The organism is Wolbachia endosymbiont (group B) of Erebia ligea (genome assembly GCF_947179575.1).
Classification (GTDB): Bacteria; Pseudomonadota; Alphaproteobacteria; order Rickettsiales; family Anaplasmataceae; genus Wolbachia; species Wolbachia pipientis_C.
This window is the reverse complement of record NZ_CAMXBW010000003.1, coordinates 100526-116539: the sequence shown is the minus strand read 5'-3', so window position 1 is coordinate 116539 and position 16014 is coordinate 100526. Positions and strand designations below refer to the sequence as shown.

The following is a 16014-nucleotide window of genomic DNA, read 5'->3' as shown; positions in this document are numbered from 1 at the left end:
ACCAAAATTAAGTCGATCTACTTAACACCAATCTTATAAAATAAGCAATGATTAAATACACAGCTGCGATAAGTATAATTGCAGGTCCAGTTAATAAGTCAAAACTTGCAGATAATATCAAACCTGATACTCCAGAAATCACAGAAAAAACTGTTGCAACAATAATCATTTGCATTGGAGTTTTTGAAATGAGTCTTGCTGATGCAGCAGGTATTAACAAAAATGCAGCAATGAGTAATATTCCTATTAATTGAGCAGAAATTGCAATAAAGATAGCGAGTATAATCAAAAATTCTAGCCTAACAAAATTAACATTTACTTTCTCAACTGTTGCCAAATCTTGATTAATCGAAATCATCAGCCAATAGCGCCATCTAAATATTAATATCAAAGTAACTATTACGGAGGTTAGAAAAATTGATATTATATTACTTTGGTCAATCATTAATATGTCACCAAAAAGTGAGCTAATAATACTATTATTACCTGATGGAAGAAAAGACATAAGTATTAAACTCGATGATAAAACTACATTGGTAACTATGTTCAATATCGTATCAGCAGAGTATAATTTATTAAAATTAAGAGAAAGTAGTATAGCAAACATAATTGCAATAAGCATTATACTTACCGATGGGCTGATATTAAAGATCAAAGCAAGTGCAATACCAAGCAATGAAGAATGGGACAAACTATCACCCAAATACGATAACCTTTGCCATATCATAAATGACCCTAGAGCTCCTGTGACTAGACTAATCATAATTACCGCAATTAGACTGTTTATAAAAAAACTCTGTGTAAATATCTCTAACATGCTATCAGATAACTGACAACAAATCTATCTTCAGATATTAAAACGTTATGGGTTCTGCATGCAGAACCCGTCGTCATAAATTCAAAATTTAAATTCTTTTGCTCCATAAGATAAGATTTCATTGAACAATCGCGTATCTTACCAGTACCTATTATCAAAATCTCTATTTCCTCTGTTAAAAAAGATTTAAAATACTCCTTGTTATTTATATCACTTTCTTTCAATTTAATCACCTTTTCAGGAAAAATTATAATTGAGCCATGATATTCTTGATTATTTACCCAAAATCTTTCTTCCCTGTAACCATCTATAAGATTTTTCTTCTTGGAAATTAAGGGCATAAATCAAACTATTAATTCCGTGTCGCACACCCACCATTCTGGATATTCCTTTTTGATATTTGCCGCTGCAGCTTTTGCACTTTCTTCACTATCAAACATTCCAAAACACGCTACACCGCTGCCTGACATGCGAGAAACTATAGAGCCTTCTTGTGACTCTAGTGTTGATATTACATTCTGAATTTCAGGTACAAAACCTATTGCTGCTTCTTGAAGGTCATTTTTTGTCTCTTTAAGAAGCTCTAACAAATTCTCCTCAGTGTTATCACTCCACTTAATTGGCTGAGAGAAATCCTCTTTATACTTGGAAAATACTTCTGATGTATTCAAAAACTTTTTTTTTGGTTTCACAAGTACCAGACTTATGGGTAAAGAGCATTGTTTAATGGGACATAATTCCTCACCAACACCTCTAACAAAAACTGGCTTACTATCTACACTTGCAGGCACATCAGCACCAACGCTTAAAGCTATATCACTTAAAATTTGCCTATCAATATCCCACAGCTCTCCTAGCGTACGTATCACAGCTCCAGCATCTGAAGAACCACTACCAAATCCTGCAGCAATTGGTACATTTTTTATAACCTTTACAGTGACTTTAGTTCGTATAGGAGCATACCTAAGCAGTAGACTCAATGCTTTCGTTATAGTATTATATCGATAATTTATTTTAAACTCAGAGTTTACAAATTGAACTGTAGAGTTATCATATCTAAAGTTTTTTTCTCCTACTTTTATCTCTAAAAAATTAGAAAGTTTAGCAAAGACAACCAAACTTTCAATTAAATGATACCCTCTTTCTTCTCTATTTATAATATGTAAAAAAAGATTGATCTTTGCAGGAGCCTTTACACAAAAACTTTCCATCTGTATATCTTCACTAACACTATCTTATTTACTATACTTGAAATGCCACTTCAGTCAAACTTTATACACTCCTAATGAGATCAAATGCCATAAATCCTAACTTCTCTGTATGGGTAAGTGCATCAGCTGGTACAGGTAAAACAAAGATCTTAATAGACAGAGTATTAAGACTTCTATTAGAGAATAAGAGAAATATTCTCTGCTTAACATTTACCAATGCTGCAGCAAATGAAATGGAGGATCGCATTTACAGTACACTTAGTAAGTGGGCAATATGTCCAGAGGGTATATTGGTCTCAGATTTAGAACAATTAGCCCAGTATGTAACCAGAGAAAATAAAGATTATTTAACAAGAGCAAGAAGGCTTTTTTCTGAACTGGAAAATCTTGGTCTTAATATTCAAACTATACACGCCTTTTGTTACAAATTAATCTCCAGCTTTCCTACAGAAGCTGGTATCGCTCCAAATTGTACGTTGAGCGAATGTAAAGAATTGCATTCCATCGTATTTGAAAAAACGCTTCATAACGAAACTGTGCAGGACGATATCAATATCGTTGCAGCTGAAATTGATGAAAATAAGCTGCGTGATTTGCTCTATACCTTATGTATAAAGAGATCAGCTCTAGAAAATAATTTAGGATATATAAAAGATAAACTAAGCGTCCCAGACAAGATTGACAATTTACAGAATGAAACTATTGAGCAGATAAAAAGATTAGCTAAAATATTAAGTAAGGGAAGCAAAAGAGATCAGAGTTACAGTGCGATACTTTATGATTGGTGTAATAGCACAAAATCGTCCGTACCAAATGTTGTCATCCAAGTAGCTGACACTGGGATCCATATTTCTTTTTTTCTGGATCCCAGTGTCAGCTACTTGGATGACAACAAGATAGAGAACTTAGCTAAAGTATTTCTCAAATCAGAATCGTACGAAAAAAAGAGCATATCATCCATTATAACAAAGGGTGCTTTGGAAAAATTTGAAGACGTAGAGCAAATGATAGAAAGCATTCAAAATGCATTGTTTACCCATGCAAAGGACATAAATTCTTATCAAATATTCGCAAGAACCAGTAGTTTACTTAGTATATTTAAAGTATATGTTGATCTATATAATAGTGAAAAATCAAAGAATGCACTGCTTGATTATGATGATATCATCAATTTAGCAACAAATCTCCTTAGCAATCCAGGCTATAAAGATTGGATATTGTTTAATCTAGATCAAAAAATAGACCACATTCTTGTTGATGAGGCGCAAGACAATAGTATCAGTCAATGGAAAATTATAACAAATCTCTGCAATGAATTTTTTACCGGTGGTGACGAAAAGAGAACTTTATTCGTTGTTGGGGATGTAAAACAATCTATTTACAGATTTCAAGGAGCAAATCCCCATCTATTTAATTACATGCAGCAATATTTTCACACGAAAACCGGTGGCAGAGATTGGGTATCATGTCAACTTGAAAAGTCATTTCGCTCAACTCCAGAAGTTTTGATGCTTGTAGACAGAATATTTAACAATTTTCGTGAAGAAATATCTTTCAATGATAACAAGATAAAACATATTCCATATAGAGAAAACGATCAAGGATACATTGAAATTTGGCCGTTACTGCCAGGATATGAAGAGGAAGAGCAGCAAGCCTTACAAATTCATTTAACACAGAGGAAAGATTATGTAGTAAAGGATCGATTACTTGCTCAGGCAATAGCCCAAAGAATTCACAATTGGTTAAACGAAGGGCGGATTTTAGTCGCCAAAGATCGCCATATAGAACCAAGGGACATTATGATTTTGGTACGGCAACGAAATGCGCTAGTTGACTACATAATAAGTGAACTAAAAAAAGTAAATGTACCAGTTATAGGCCGAGATTATTTTAGAATTATGGATTACATAGCTGTCCAGGACTTAATAGCTTTAGCTGAATTTTTGCTCCTCCAGGCAAATGATCTTGCTCTTGCAAATGTTTTAAAATCACCGCTATTTAACTTCACTGAGGATGATTTATTCAATATTGCATACGATCGTAAAGAACAGTCGTTGTGGGAAAAACTTCAAGATTATCACGAGATTATCTCTAATGAATTAAACTATCTAATTAATTTATCTCAGACAAAATCCCCCCTTACACTATTCACGCATATATTGCGCACAGGCAGGAAGAAATTTGCTGCAAGGCTAGGTCTTGAGTGCTTCGAGATTCTAGACGAATTTATGAACCTCGTATTGCAATTTGAGCACCCATCTCTTCAAGCATTTGTTCAGTGGATCAAAGAAAATAATCCTGAGATTAAAAACGATATGCAATCAAAACTCAATGCTGTACGAATAATGACAATTCATAAATCAAAAGGTCTACAAGCTCCAATAGTGTTTTTAGTTGACACAAATACGGTACCAAGAAACAGCGAAAATATTTTGTTTGATGCAACGGAAGCACCATTTTGGTGTGGCAAAAATAGTAATGCTTATTGTAATCAAGTAAAAAGAGAGAAAAAACTAGAGGATTATAACGAATATTTGCGTTTGCTGTACGTGGCACTTACGCGTGCTGAAGATGAGTTATACATTTTAGGCAAAGAGCCAGTGCAAAAGGGCTCTTGGTATGATCTAGTTATTCAATATGGAGCATTATATGAGAGGAAAAAACTATACTTACAGCCGATATTTAAAGAAAAAGTTGAAGTGCTATGCATGAATGCAAACTACCCTTCTATTTATAAAAAACGTGATTATTTTGATGTTTCAGTGATTTCACCTCCATCAAACCTATCAATGTCATTGCAGCACGTGACGCTGGAACCTGGAGAAAAAAAGCCAGTGTCAAGTACTGGGATGACAGATGAGAATGCTGGAATGACAAAAAGGAGCATTGGGACGACAGACAGCTATGCAAGAGGCTTAATAATTCACAGTATATTGCAATATATGCCCAAGATAGAGAAAGACAGGAGAAAAAATTGGGTTAGGAAATATCTTGATAGCATAAACACTAGTGAAGATAAGGATGAAATTTACAGCAAAATATTAACCTTTAATGAAAAATATGATTACCTGTTCGACTTGGAGGGCAAATCAGAAATTCCACTTAGTGGAACAATTGACGGAAAACCAGTATTAGTGCGGCTAGACAGACTGTGCATAACAGAAGACAAAGCAATCATAATTGACTATAAATCACACCATAACGTTTCTATTTCCTCATCAAATGAAATAAAAAAGCAAATGTTGATCTATAAAACCTTAGTGCAAGAAGTCTATCCAGATAAGCAGGTAGAGTGCGTGGTTATTTGGATGGAAGATTTAACCTTACAATCTTTGATCTAAACTCAAATGTTCGTATAGTAGCTACTTGCATTTGTTGTAAACTCACTTTTACTCTATAGTTATCTTTTTACTACTTTATCTATTTTCTGAACTGATTTTCGTACTAGAAAACATCCAATAAGAAGAATTATAAAAGGAATAAACCATAAAATGTAGGTACTAGATTTTACAGGTGGTACAATGATAATTGAATCTCCATAAGAATTTTTTAACTCTGAAACTATTTGCTCGTTAGTATATCCATCACTGATCTTCTTGCGAATTGTCTTACGCATACCATATGCAACTTGAGACTCAGATTCGGATAATAATTCACCAGAGCATACTGGACACTTTATTACTGCAAATAAGCTACTTGCTCGCTCTTCCATGCTTTCGTCTCTTAGTTTATCATCCAAAGTAAAAGCATTTATGCTTAAATGGAATATCAATGTAAAAAGTAAGCTAATTACTATTCTCATTCTTGGTGAATTGAGTGATAAAATCAGTAGTGGATAATTTTCCAATAAAGCCTGAACCTACATTATTGTCGTACTTTATTGAAAATTGAATGTCGTTATTAGTGATTTTTTCTGATAAGGAAGATATTGATTTTTCCAATTTATCTGCAGTCTTTGAATCATTAGTCACAAACGAAATTAATTCTTTATAATTTGATATGGCTACATTGATTTTATCTTCAAATGAAGATGTAACTAAATTGTAATTACTTACTCCACCATTCGCAGCAATAGAAAAGTTATTACTCTCAATCAAAAATTTTTCTATGTTGAAATTAATCTTAGAAGCTGAAATATGGTTTACAAATTCATAATCTAATTTAGCGTCGACACTAAGGTAATTTTCAGGACTTGCAGTATGTTTATAACGGTAAGTATAAAAATCAAATTCTAGTTTAGTATTTTCATTCAGTTCTTTATCAAAGTGAAATTGAATGTAATTACTTTTATCATTCACTTCAGTTATAACACTTTGCTGATTTTCTAAAACATCACATTTTAATCCATAATCTTCGTAACGAAATGTATCTATATAGTCTATTACAGTGCTATTTCTGTTGAATTTTAATGAAGATAGTAAATCATTTAGTTTAACAACAAAGTGGCTACTCACGTGTGTGTGACACTTTATATTCTTTTTCTCATCACTACGGACAGCAATGTTTACTTTATTGCTTGGTATATAGATATATACTGACTTATCAAATAATCTGTTTTTTATCACTAAAGCTTCAGATGAAACAGTTAGTTGCTCATTAGAAAATTTTGGATTCGTTACACGAAAAACTAGGTTAAAAGGAAACCCCTTAAAATCATGTGAAATATCAACTTTTTCGTCATTAATGTAATCAGTTAAAAGACTTTTTACCTTAAATGCAGAAAAATACCAAAAACCACTGTAAGCTAGAGGAATAAACAAAGGTAAGGAGATGAGAATATAGATAAAAATTTTACGCATTATCCTCTTATTTATCTAATGATATATTTCTTGTACCTCTGGGCACGGTTACGCACAAACCGTCAATATCTTTTGTGATTTTTATTTGGCATCCAAGCCTCGATGTCTCTGTTAAACCGAAAGCTAGGTCCAGCATATCATTTTCCTCATCAGATATAGGGTTATGTGTTTCTACAACATCATAAAATTTTGAATCAACAATCACATGGCATGTAGAACAAGCAAGAGAGCCTTCACATGCACCTTCAAGCAGATCTGGATCACTTCTGTGGGCTAAATTAAGCAGAGTTTCTCCTTCTGCAGCTTCATAGCTTTTCTTACTTCCATCAGGTAAAATAAAAGTAACGGATGGCATACTATTAAAATCTCTATTAACTTTTCTATATTCTACAAATAATAACTATTATTTGCAAACTCTTTGAAATTCCATCGCCTATCTCTTGTAATCTGTATTCCTATTAGGAAAGTAAGACAGATACCACCAGCATCTCACATAATTGCAAGCATGGAATTCTCTTAGCTTGAGATATTACTAAATTAGCATCATTGAACTTGATCTGCCATTTCTTCTGATCTTAAGTTACAATTTTACTAATGCCATTTGATTAATTGCAACTTCAGCATTGCTATCTTTCAATAAATTTGCAGGACTATTACAATGGTATGTGATTGCAGCAACAACAAGACAACAAACTCCAATTCCTATCCCTAACGCTAACATTCCTGAGTAGACTGCAATAGCTACTTCTAAAGCAACTCCTACTACTGCTAACGTAGAAGCAACTATGATAGAAGTATTACGACACTTAATACGAAGCTCATTTAGTTTATCTAATGCAGGAGTACCATCTTTATATTTTAGCTCTCTTAGTACATCTTTATTTTCACATTTGTTAAACAACTTCCAAGCATAACTTAACCTTGACGCTTGACCATAAAACCCCTTCTCAACATATTCAACCAAGAGATCAAACGGAGTTTCACCTTGGTCATTTTTAACATCAAATCTCGCACCTGCACTCACAAGTGATTCAACTTTGCAAAGCATTGACTTATTGTAGTTCAAGTGTCTTAAAGCATGATGTAGAGGTGTATTCCCATTTTCATCCTGAAAATTACATTTCTTTCTATGTAAAAAGCAATCAAAAATCTTTTTATTGCAATTTCTTGTAACGATATTTTCTAAAGTAATACTTGAAATTTTTATGTTACTTTCGACTAGGAGATTTAGAGCTTCTTTATGGTTACATTCAACAATAATATCTACTAGTTTATTTAACGCAGGTGTACCTTCTAGCTTCTTTAGCTCATCGGTTTTACAACCAAGCACCACCGAAAGATTATTTAATTTTTCTACTACTTTTTCCTTACGAGAGAAGTATGTAGCATAATTGACCAAGAGATCAAATGGAGTTTCATCTTTGCTATTTTTAACATCAAGCCTTGCACCTTTACTAAGAAGTGACTTGACAAAACCTTGGTATTTCGATTTACCCAAATCCAACCATTTTAATGTATGATGTAAAGCTGTATTTCCTTCTTTATCTTTATAGTTGATATCTAATTTATCTAAGTAATTATTAAAAAAATAATCCAAAAACTCTTCAGATTGGTATTCATAAGCATAGCTTAAGATTTCATTTAGTGATATTTCTATCCTTCCTTCAAAGAGCTCGAAAAATTCCACAAGATCGTACGCAATAGCAATTTGCACTAGAAATTTAATGTCACGAGCATCAATTTTAACTTTCTTTATTATATCACAACACTCTTCATACTTATTTGACCAGATATTTAACAACAATCCCAGAATAGTGCTTACATATTCGCATTCAGTTGGTTCTTCAGTCTCTTTAGCTTTGCCCATCTTGCCTATTTCTTTTAAACTATTGTTTAGCCTTTCTACTTTCTCTTTGATTAATTTTTGACTTTTCGAATAATACATAATCCATATTTCATTAAAAATTTTTTCTCTTTTCTCTTCTTGTTTTAATTTACTAATCTCTTCCCGCAACAACTCCAGTTCATCACTACAATCCCCATCCTCATACTTTCCTCTATCGTACCGGCTTTTTTTTCTTTGGTCAGATAACACTTCGTATGCTGCTTGTATTTGATTGAATTTTGTCGATCCCTCTTCAAATGGAACTTGTCGATCTTCTTCCGACGATGATAGATGCAATTTATCTGGATGAAACTTAAGTGCCAATTTGCGATATGCTTTTTTTATCTCATCGTGAGTAGTATCTCTTTTTACTCCTAATATTTCATAATAATCAGGCATTTGTTCCTCCACTATTTTTATACATTTTTCATTATATCACTAATACCACATCTTTATGAAAGCACGGTACTGACATATAAACGTTTTAGCAAATATTGTAATAATTGTCAATTTATTAACAAATTGAGTGAAAATTTGTAGAAAAATGAGTTGTGAAAATGAAGGTTTAGAATTATTCCAACAACAGATTAATTTATATATTAATATTGCTCAACTTTACAGCATAATCAGTTAGCATAATTTCCACAAAGCTACAGAAGAGTTGTTTATGGTAATTGAGGAGCTACAACCGCATGACGTCTGCCATTAATAACTATTTCACTTATTGCAACTGCTGCAAAAACAAAACAATAATATACTTTTGTTAGTACAGCAATAGGTGAAAGAGAGGCAATGCTGCTTGCTAGCAATATTTGAGAACCATAAGGTAAGATACTTTTTGTGATCGCAGTAAATATTTCTAATAAATACGCACTACGGTGTGGTGCAATGTTATATCTTTGTGCAAGTCTTTTCGCAATATTACTAGTTAATAAAATAGCAACAATATTGCTGGAAACCAAAATAGTAAACATAGATGATATTCCTGCAATCATAAGTTCAGCTTGACTTCTTGTGAGATTCACCTCATCGGTGAATTTATCTATCTTTTTCTGACTGTATTCGTACATTAAGTGGCTTAATCCACTACTGAAAAGAATAAATATCATTACCTCATTCATCTTATTAAAACCCCTACATATATCATGAGAATAATCAATAATAGAATAATCAAAAAAAGCTATTCCTAATATTCCAGCAACAACCATATTAACAGCTAATGTTACCAGTGTGTTTATTTCAAATAAACCCATAATTATTAAAGATATATAAGGGATAATTTTGACTATGGATAAAGAATTCAGACTTGAGATAGAAACAACTTCTGTGCTATTTGAAATCATTACTAGATAAGTAAGTATTATAAGACCTGTAACAGATCCTGTCTTTAGGGTTAGTTTTAGTTTATCCTTTACTGAAGCTCCTTGTGAAGAAGTAGCAGCAATAGTAGTGTCAGATATCATTGAAAGGTTGCTGCCAAACATAGACCCACCTATCACAGCTCCAACGCCCACCGCACAATCAAAAGCTCCATTTTGTGCTAGATTCACAGCTATTGGTGTTATAAGTGCAATAACTCCGATTGATGTGCCTATTGCACTTGCAATAAACGCAGAAATTAAAAACATTCCAGGAAGTAATAATTGTGCTGGAAGAAAGCAAATAGTTAAGCTAGCAATAACATTTATACTACCAAGCGATTGAGTAACAGTAGAAAATGCCCCAGCAAGGAGAAAAATCAAACACACGGTAAGAGTAGTTTTATTTCCCATACCTTTTATAAGAGTATCAACGCTATGCTGAATTTCGTTTTTATTGAATAGAATAGCAAAAAATAATGCTGGTAATAGGCAAACTAACGGTGAAATTTGATGAAGAGGATTGTCAAGTCCTATAAAGGAAAAATAAGTACCACTACCAAGATATAAGGTTAAAAAAATAATGAGAGGGAGAAATGCAAACACTTGTCGTAATTAAATAAATTGAAAATATACTAGAATAAGCTATTTTAAGCAACTACTAATACAGTGTTTTTCTAATAATTTTGAACATCTTAAGCCATCTACTTTTGAATAAATTCCATTTGCATTTCTTGTATACTATCCTCTATTTGCTTTATTTGTTCTATTAGCCTTTCCTCTAAGTCAAAATTACCGCCCAGCCTTGCTTTAATTTTTTCTTCTTGTAATACATTTAATTCTTTCCGTAATACTATGTTATTCCAGACAGTTTCTGCCGATCTCTTCTCGCTTAATTGACTATTTAGTACGCTAGTTTTTTCAAATATAAACTTTATAACACTAGACTCCTGTAGCAGAATTTCTTTATTAAAGTTGCTCTCACTAGTTACCATATTAATTACGCACTGTTGTAATCTTTTCATCTCATTAGTAAATTCGAAATGAGAAAATTGCTCAAAAAATATAGGACGGTTCAAGATTTCAGGAAATTCTACGGCTATACGCAAAATTATGGCCTGATTTTGCTCTGCTTCAATTAGCTCTGGAGATTTATTGTAAAGATACTCACCTTGTGTTGCTTTGCTATTAAAAATCAGCTTTTTAAAGTTTCTTCTTAATTCACTGACCTTATTGTAAAAATAATCTCTATAATACCTTCTAATGCTGATGTTACTGATAGCATTTACATATTCCATAAATTTGTGCTCAAGAATTGAATATTTTTCCGGAGCAAATTTTTCATAATTTTGCAAATTGCTACCAATTATGTGATGCCATAAATATTCAGAGTGCAGTTCTGTTGAGCGGTTAAAAGCGGATAGTACATCTTCCGTCTTATATTCTAGTTCATTGCATATATCGTATGGGTCTTTATCGCTTGGCAAAGTTACAAACTTCAATGTATACCCAGGCTCCAGTATCGACAGAACAAGTTCTGCAATTCGAATAGCGGCACGACGTCCAGCACTATCGCCATCCATACAGATGGAGATTTCTTTAGCAAATCTCCATAGATTTTTTATCTGCTCTGCAGAAATTGCAGTACCAAGCGGGGCAACTGTATTGCTAATTCCCGCTTGATGTAGTGCTATTACATCCATATACCCTTCAACAACAAATATGTGTTGTTTTTTGCGTATTTCGCTTAAGGCAAGGTTTAGCCCATATAAATTCTCCCTCTTTTTGAAGAGCTGACTTTCTGGGCTGTTTAAATACTTCGGCTGTTGCTCAGAGTTCAGCGCACGTCCGCCAAAACCAATAACTTTGCCCGTGATGTTGTGTATAGGAAATATCAGCCGATCATAGAAATAATCACGAGAATTCTTATTTATTAACCCAACATCGATCAAAATCTCGTCTTTAATACCAGAGGAGTTCAAATATTCCTTCAAGCCAGAACTTGGTGCATAACCTATTCTAAATTTATCTATGATTTTGAGTGAGATCTTGCGCTGCCTTAAATAAGCCATAACACCTCGATTTTTCTGCGCGAACCAACTTGCAGCTAAGTCTAGCGTTGAAAACAATTTGTCGCTTTCTTTGGTAATATTGGGGTCTTTAGGTAACTCAACACCTGCAACTGATGCTAGCCTTTCCAATGCTTCTTTAAAGCTTAAGCCCTCAGTTTTTGAAATAAACTCAAACGCATCACCATGAGCTGAGCAACCGAAACAGTAATATAAGCCCTTAACATTGCTGACCGAAAAAGATGGGGTTTTTTCGTTATGAAATGGGCAGAGTCCAACAAAACTATCTCCTCTTTTTATTAACCTAACTTTTTTTCCTACTATGTCGGACAACAATAATTTTGACTTTATAATATCTATATGATCCATTTTACCGAATTAGTAGTTGTAGGATAAAAATTATATAGAATTTATGCATATCTGACTCGAAATTTATTCAGAAAGATCAGGAGAGCTTGACAAAAAGCTCAAAATAAATTACCCATATAAATACCCTTAAGTTGCAATTTCTTATATGTCAGATGTGATATCAGTTGCTTCAGACCACGCAGGTTATGAACTAAAATCAGAAATAAAGGCTTACTTGGAAACTTTAGATTATACAGTGATAGACCGTGGCTGCACTGCTGAACAAAAGAGTGTAGACTACCCTGACTATGCTGCTGAAGTTGTAGAAGATATAACAAACAAAAAAGCAAATTATGGAATATTAATTTGCGGTACAGGTTTGGGCATGAGTACTGTGGCAAATCGTTTTGAAGGAATCTACGCTGCTTTATGTAATAGTGTTGAGATCGCAAAATTAGCTCGCGAGCATGGCAACGCGAATATACTTTGTCTTGGTGCAGGGTTTACTGCGAGTGGATTAGCAAAAGACATAGTCAAACAATTCCTCGAAACAGAATTTTCAAAAGAAAGTAGACATAAAGAACGCCTTGATAAACTTAGCAATATTAACAAGAAAAAAACCACAAAAACTTATAACGAAGATGAAATATCAAAATTCGCTAAAATAGCAGGTGAATGGTGGGATGAGAATGGCAAATTCAAGCCATTGCACATGATGAATCCTGTGAGAGTATCATACATCGTTGAGAAAATAAAAGAATTAAAAAAATGCGATTTAAAAGAACTATCATTGCTCGATGTTGGTTGTGGTGGTGGCATTTTGTCAGAGTCAATGGCGCGTGTTGGTATTAGCGTTGCGGGAATAGATATATGTGAGGAAAACATAAAAGTTGCACAGTCGCACGCGAAGAAAGTAGGGTTAAATATAGAATACACACACACTAGCATTGAAGAGCTAAGCAATGACAAGAAGTATGACGTGGTTTTGTTGATGGAAGTGGTTGAACATGTCGATAATTTAGAGTTTTTCATGAAAAAAGCAATAGAGCTGTTGAAGCCAGAAGGGCTAATTTTTATATCGACGATAAATAGAACTATTAAATCCTTCTGTCTTGCAATAGTCGGCGCAGAGTACATATTAAACTGGCTGCCAAAAGGCACACATAATTGGAATAAATTTCTCAAGCCATCAGAAATTGCAAATCATCTAAGAGAGAACAATGTAACACTACAAGATATGACTGGTATGGAATATAATGTAATAAAGCGTGAATGGAACTTGACCAAAGGTGTGGATGTTAATTATATACTTTGTGGAAACGTTGTAATTTGAAATCTCATTCAAGTACTAGAAGGTAATGCAAATATTCTAGGCAGTTTTACTTTACTTAGCAGCTAATTTATCATATGTATTTCCATAGGGTATCGCTATATTAGAATATGTTACAATTACTAACCTTACTTGCTGTTATCACTTCGGTTGTATTTTTTGGTCATCTAGTTCCAATGGAAGTGAAAACCTTCTTGTATTCAATAAGCCTTAGTATAAAAGAGATCTTACTATTTATAATGCCTTTTATTGTTTTTGCATTAATCTTTAGTAGTGTTAACAATCTTAAGCAGTCGGCTATAAAGTTTATATTGTTACTTATTATAACGATTTTCTTGTCGAATCTAGCTTCAAGTTTAATAGCTTATTCTGTTGGGCATTTTATCACACAAAACACTTATTCAATACAAGATATAACATATGAAGAAACAATTGTTCCTTTATGGTCATTTAGGATACCTGCATTGCTTTCTAATTTTTATGCCCTTGCTTGTGGATTTGTGTTAAGCATATTAGTGTCCACAATATTACCAAAAAAAAGCAAAGAGCTCTCGAACAAAATGTTAGATTTAACTCTCTTTATTTTGAAGACATTTTTGACGCCAATTATTCCAATGTTTGTACTTGGTCTTGCTTTAAAAATGGAACATGATCAGGTTTTACCCATAATATTTAAGGATTACTCAATAATTTTTATTATTATATCATCTGCAACCTACCTTTATGTTTTTCTCTTATATGGAGCAGCAAATTCGTTCAAGATCACAAGCTGGATAGCTAGTATAGGTAATATGATACCAGCATTTATTACTGCAATGAGCACAATGTCTAGTAATATAGCTATGCCGCTTACTCTTGAAGGAAGCAAAAAAAATGTAAAGCAGCATGATATAGCATCGTCTGTTGTGCCAATAACCGCTAGCTTTCATTTAGTAGGTGATTGCTTTTTTATTATAATACTATCAATGATAATGACTTTTGGTGGTGCATTGTCTGCAACAGACTATGTGACTTTCCTTCTCTACTTTCTGTTATTTAAATTTGCTATTGTTGCAGTTCCAGCGGGAGGGATTATGGTAATGTTGCCCGTTCTTGAGAAGTATCTTAAATTCTCCCCAGAGATGCTTTCATTAATTACAGCATTGTATATAGTGTTTGACCCAATAATAACTTCAGCAAATGTTATGGGTAACGGTGCGTTCACTATGATGTTTACAAAGCTCTATGATAAGCTTAAGTGATGTCCATTCTAGCAATTAATACTGTAGGTGCTGGTAGTTCAATAGCAGTAATTGATTACGATGGTAATTGTTTTGTAGAACGCAATTCTGCAAACAATAGTCATGCAGAATCATTTTTTCAAATACTGAATACTTTGTTTGGTAAGCATAATTACAGCTACGATAAAATAGACCATTTAGCAGTGATAGTTGGACCAGGAAGTTTTACTGGAATCAGAGTTGGTATATCAACTGCACAAGGTATAAATCTTGCTACAAATAAGCCGTTATATGGGGTTAGTGCGCTGGAAGCTCAAGCATATGCAATATCGCTACTTTGTGCAAATAGCAAAAAAAATATTAAAGCTATAATCGAAGATGATCAAAAGTTTTATACGCAGTTATTTGATTTCAATTTGTTACCGCTATCAAATCCTGCTGTAGTAAGTGAACTCCAGCCTGAAACGCACTGCATTACATATATGGATTGCAGTTTACCAAAGTTGGATGCTAGCCATGCAGGGCTATTAGTCCGTTATAGACTAAAAAATAAACAAAAATTAAATGGAGTTGAGGCTCTATATTTAAATGAGCCTCAGTATATGAAATCTTTGCCTATTGCGTAAACACTATTAATTCGGCCAAGTTTGTACATCTGACTTACTATTTCTTCTGCTACTTCTTTTATACTCATATTTGAATTTTCTACCTCTATAGCATTTTGTGGTACAAATAAATCTTCCTCCCTAAATTTAATACTATTTATATTAGTAACCTTCCTATTTTTTCTTTGCTTTTTTGATATAGTACGCTCTTGTAATATCAATGGATTGCACCTAAGTACTATAGGGAGGATTTTTGTGCTCATTTTTTTACTAAGTTCTACTACTGAGTTATATATTCTTATGTTGTAATCATTATTTTTAATTAATTCATCAACAAATATATAATTTTTGTATCCGTTCAGAGGTGTG

Annotated in this window: 13 protein-coding genes and 1 pseudogene; 4 read left to right on the top strand and 10 right to left on the bottom strand. The window is 33.2% G+C overall.

All coding sequences use genetic code 11. The features are described 5' to 3' along the window. Positions 1–7 precede the first annotated feature (7 nt). Genes OM962_RS05400 through OM962_RS05390 form a run of 3 tightly spaced genes read right to left on the bottom strand, consistent with a single transcriptional unit; the run spans position 8 to position 2028 of the window. Positions 8–817, bottom strand: a complete 810-nt coding sequence (locus OM962_RS05400; RefSeq protein WP_015588476.1) for a metal ABC transporter permease — start codon at positions 815–817, stop codon at positions 8–10. After that, the gene (locus OM962_RS05395) at positions 811–1158 is read right to left on the bottom strand and encodes an Mth938-like domain-containing protein (RefSeq protein ID WP_017532635.1); all 348 of its coding nucleotides are present in this window, start codon (positions 1156–1158) and stop codon (positions 811–813) included. The genes OM962_RS05400 and OM962_RS05395 overlap by 7 nt, the downstream gene beginning before the upstream one ends. 3 nt (positions 1159–1161) lie before the next feature. Next, positions 1162–2028, bottom strand: coding sequence for a 4-(cytidine 5'-diphospho)-2-C-methyl-D-erythritol kinase (locus OM962_RS05390; RefSeq protein WP_264331077.1), 867 nt, complete (start codon positions 2026–2028; stop codon positions 1162–1164). A 74-nt stretch (positions 2029–2102) separates the two neighbouring features. Between OM962_RS05390 and OM962_RS05385 the strand changes: the two genes are divergently transcribed. Beyond that, entirely contained in the window at positions 2103–5372 is a 3270-nt protein-coding gene (locus OM962_RS05385; protein WP_264331076.1) for a UvrD-helicase domain-containing protein, read from the top strand. Positions 5373–5431: 59 nt separating this feature from the next. Here OM962_RS05385 and OM962_RS05380 read toward each other — a convergent pair whose 3' ends face one another. From OM962_RS05380 to dnaG, 6 genes are all read right to left on the bottom strand, one after another. Next, positions 5432–5833: a cytochrome c-type biogenesis protein gene (locus OM962_RS05380; RefSeq protein WP_143689605.1), complete on the bottom strand. Its 402-nt coding sequence runs from the start codon at positions 5831–5833 to the stop codon at positions 5432–5434. Beyond that, positions 5817–6830, bottom strand: coding sequence for a hypothetical protein (locus tag OM962_RS05375; RefSeq protein WP_264331075.1), 1014 nt, complete (start codon positions 6828–6830; stop codon positions 5817–5819). Before OM962_RS05375 ends, OM962_RS05380 begins: the two co-directional genes overlap by 17 nt. A gap of 7 nt (positions 6831–6837) precedes the next feature. After that, the gene (locus OM962_RS05370; protein ID WP_007302681.1) at positions 6838–7185 is read right to left on the bottom strand and encodes a ferredoxin family 2Fe-2S iron-sulfur cluster binding protein; all 348 of its coding nucleotides are present in this window, start codon (positions 7183–7185) and stop codon (positions 6838–6840) included. A 225-nt stretch (positions 7186–7410) separates the two neighbouring features. Next, complete coding sequence (locus tag OM962_RS05365) at positions 7411–9114, bottom strand: TomO hydrophobic C-terminal domain-containing protein (RefSeq protein WP_264331074.1); 1704 nt, start codon at positions 9112–9114, stop codon at positions 7411–7413. A gap of 266 nt (positions 9115–9380) precedes the next feature. Continuing rightward, positions 9381–10679 carry a Na+/H+ antiporter NhaC family protein gene (locus tag OM962_RS05360; protein ID WP_264331073.1) on the bottom strand — a complete coding sequence of 433 codons (1299 nt, stop codon included), beginning with the start codon at positions 10677–10679 and terminating at the stop codon, positions 9381–9383. 98 nt (positions 10680–10777) lie between these two features. Beyond that, positions 10778–12511 (bottom strand): DNA primase, encoded by a 1734-nt coding sequence (dnaG, locus tag OM962_RS05355; RefSeq protein WP_264331072.1) that lies wholly within the window; start codon positions 12509–12511, stop codon positions 10778–10780. A 145-nt stretch (positions 12512–12656) separates the two neighbouring features. Between dnaG and ubiG the strand changes: the two genes are divergently transcribed. The 3 genes from ubiG to tsaB all read left to right on the top strand — a co-directional run bounded on the left by ubiG (position 12657) and on the right by tsaB (position 15666). Beyond that, complete coding sequence (ubiG, locus tag OM962_RS05350; protein ID WP_264331071.1) at positions 12657–13823, top strand: bifunctional 2-polyprenyl-6-hydroxyphenol methylase/3-demethylubiquinol 3-O-methyltransferase UbiG; 1167 nt, start codon at positions 12657–12659, stop codon at positions 13821–13823. A gap of 107 nt (positions 13824–13930) precedes the next feature. Further along, positions 13931–15061, top strand: coding sequence for a dicarboxylate/amino acid:cation symporter (locus OM962_RS05345; protein ID WP_264331070.1), 1131 nt, complete (start codon positions 13931–13933; stop codon positions 15059–15061). Further along, complete coding sequence (gene tsaB / locus OM962_RS05340) at positions 15061–15666, top strand: tRNA (adenosine(37)-N6)-threonylcarbamoyltransferase complex dimerization subunit type 1 TsaB (protein ID WP_264331069.1); 606 nt, start codon at positions 15061–15063, stop codon at positions 15664–15666. Before OM962_RS05345 ends, tsaB begins: the two co-directional genes overlap by 1 nt. On the opposite strand, the pseudogene OM962_RS05335 reads toward tsaB, so the two are convergent. Next, positions 15636–15995: pseudogene (locus OM962_RS05335) on the bottom strand (hypothetical protein); the annotation flags it as partial. The gene tsaB and the pseudogene OM962_RS05335 sit on opposite strands and share 31 nt — an antisense overlap. Between the last annotated feature and the right edge of the window lie 19 nt (positions 15996–16014).

Bases quoted from the DNA above. Each gene is read 5' to 3' on its own strand.
- OM962_RS05400 (WP_015588476.1), bottom strand. From the start codon at position 817: ATGTTAGAGATATTTACACAGAGTTTTTTTATAAACAGTCTAATTGCG.
- OM962_RS05395 (WP_017532635.1), bottom strand. From the start codon at position 1,158: ATGCCCTTAATTTCCAAGAAGAAAAATCTTATAGATGGTTACAGGGAA.
- OM962_RS05390 (WP_264331077.1), bottom strand. From the start codon at position 2,028: ATGGAAAGTTTTTGTGTAAAGGCTCCTGCAAAGATCAATCTTTTTTTA.
- OM962_RS05385 (WP_264331076.1), top strand. From the start codon at position 2,103: ATGAGATCAAATGCCATAAATCCTAACTTCTCTGTATGGGTAAGTGCA.
- OM962_RS05380 (WP_143689605.1), bottom strand. From the start codon at position 5,833: ATGAGAATAGTAATTAGCTTACTTTTTACATTGATATTCCATTTAAGC.
- OM962_RS05375 (WP_264331075.1), bottom strand. From the start codon at position 6,830: ATGCGTAAAATTTTTATCTATATTCTCATCTCCTTACCTTTGTTTATT.
- OM962_RS05370 (WP_007302681.1), bottom strand. From the start codon at position 7,185: ATGCCATCCGTTACTTTTATTTTACCTGATGGAAGTAAGAAAAGCTAT.
- OM962_RS05365 (WP_264331074.1), bottom strand. From the start codon at position 9,114: ATGCCTGATTATTATGAAATATTAGGAGTAAAAAGAGATACTACTCAC.
- dnaG (WP_264331072.1), bottom strand. From the start codon at position 12,511: ATGGATCATATAGATATTATAAAGTCAAAATTATTGTTGTCCGACATA.
- ubiG (WP_264331071.1), top strand. From the start codon at position 12,657: ATGTCAGATGTGATATCAGTTGCTTCAGACCACGCAGGTTATGAACTA.
- OM962_RS05345 (WP_264331070.1), top strand. From the start codon at position 13,931: ATGTTACAATTACTAACCTTACTTGCTGTTATCACTTCGGTTGTATTT.
- tsaB (WP_264331069.1), top strand. From the start codon at position 15,061: ATGTCCATTCTAGCAATTAATACTGTAGGTGCTGGTAGTTCAATAGCA.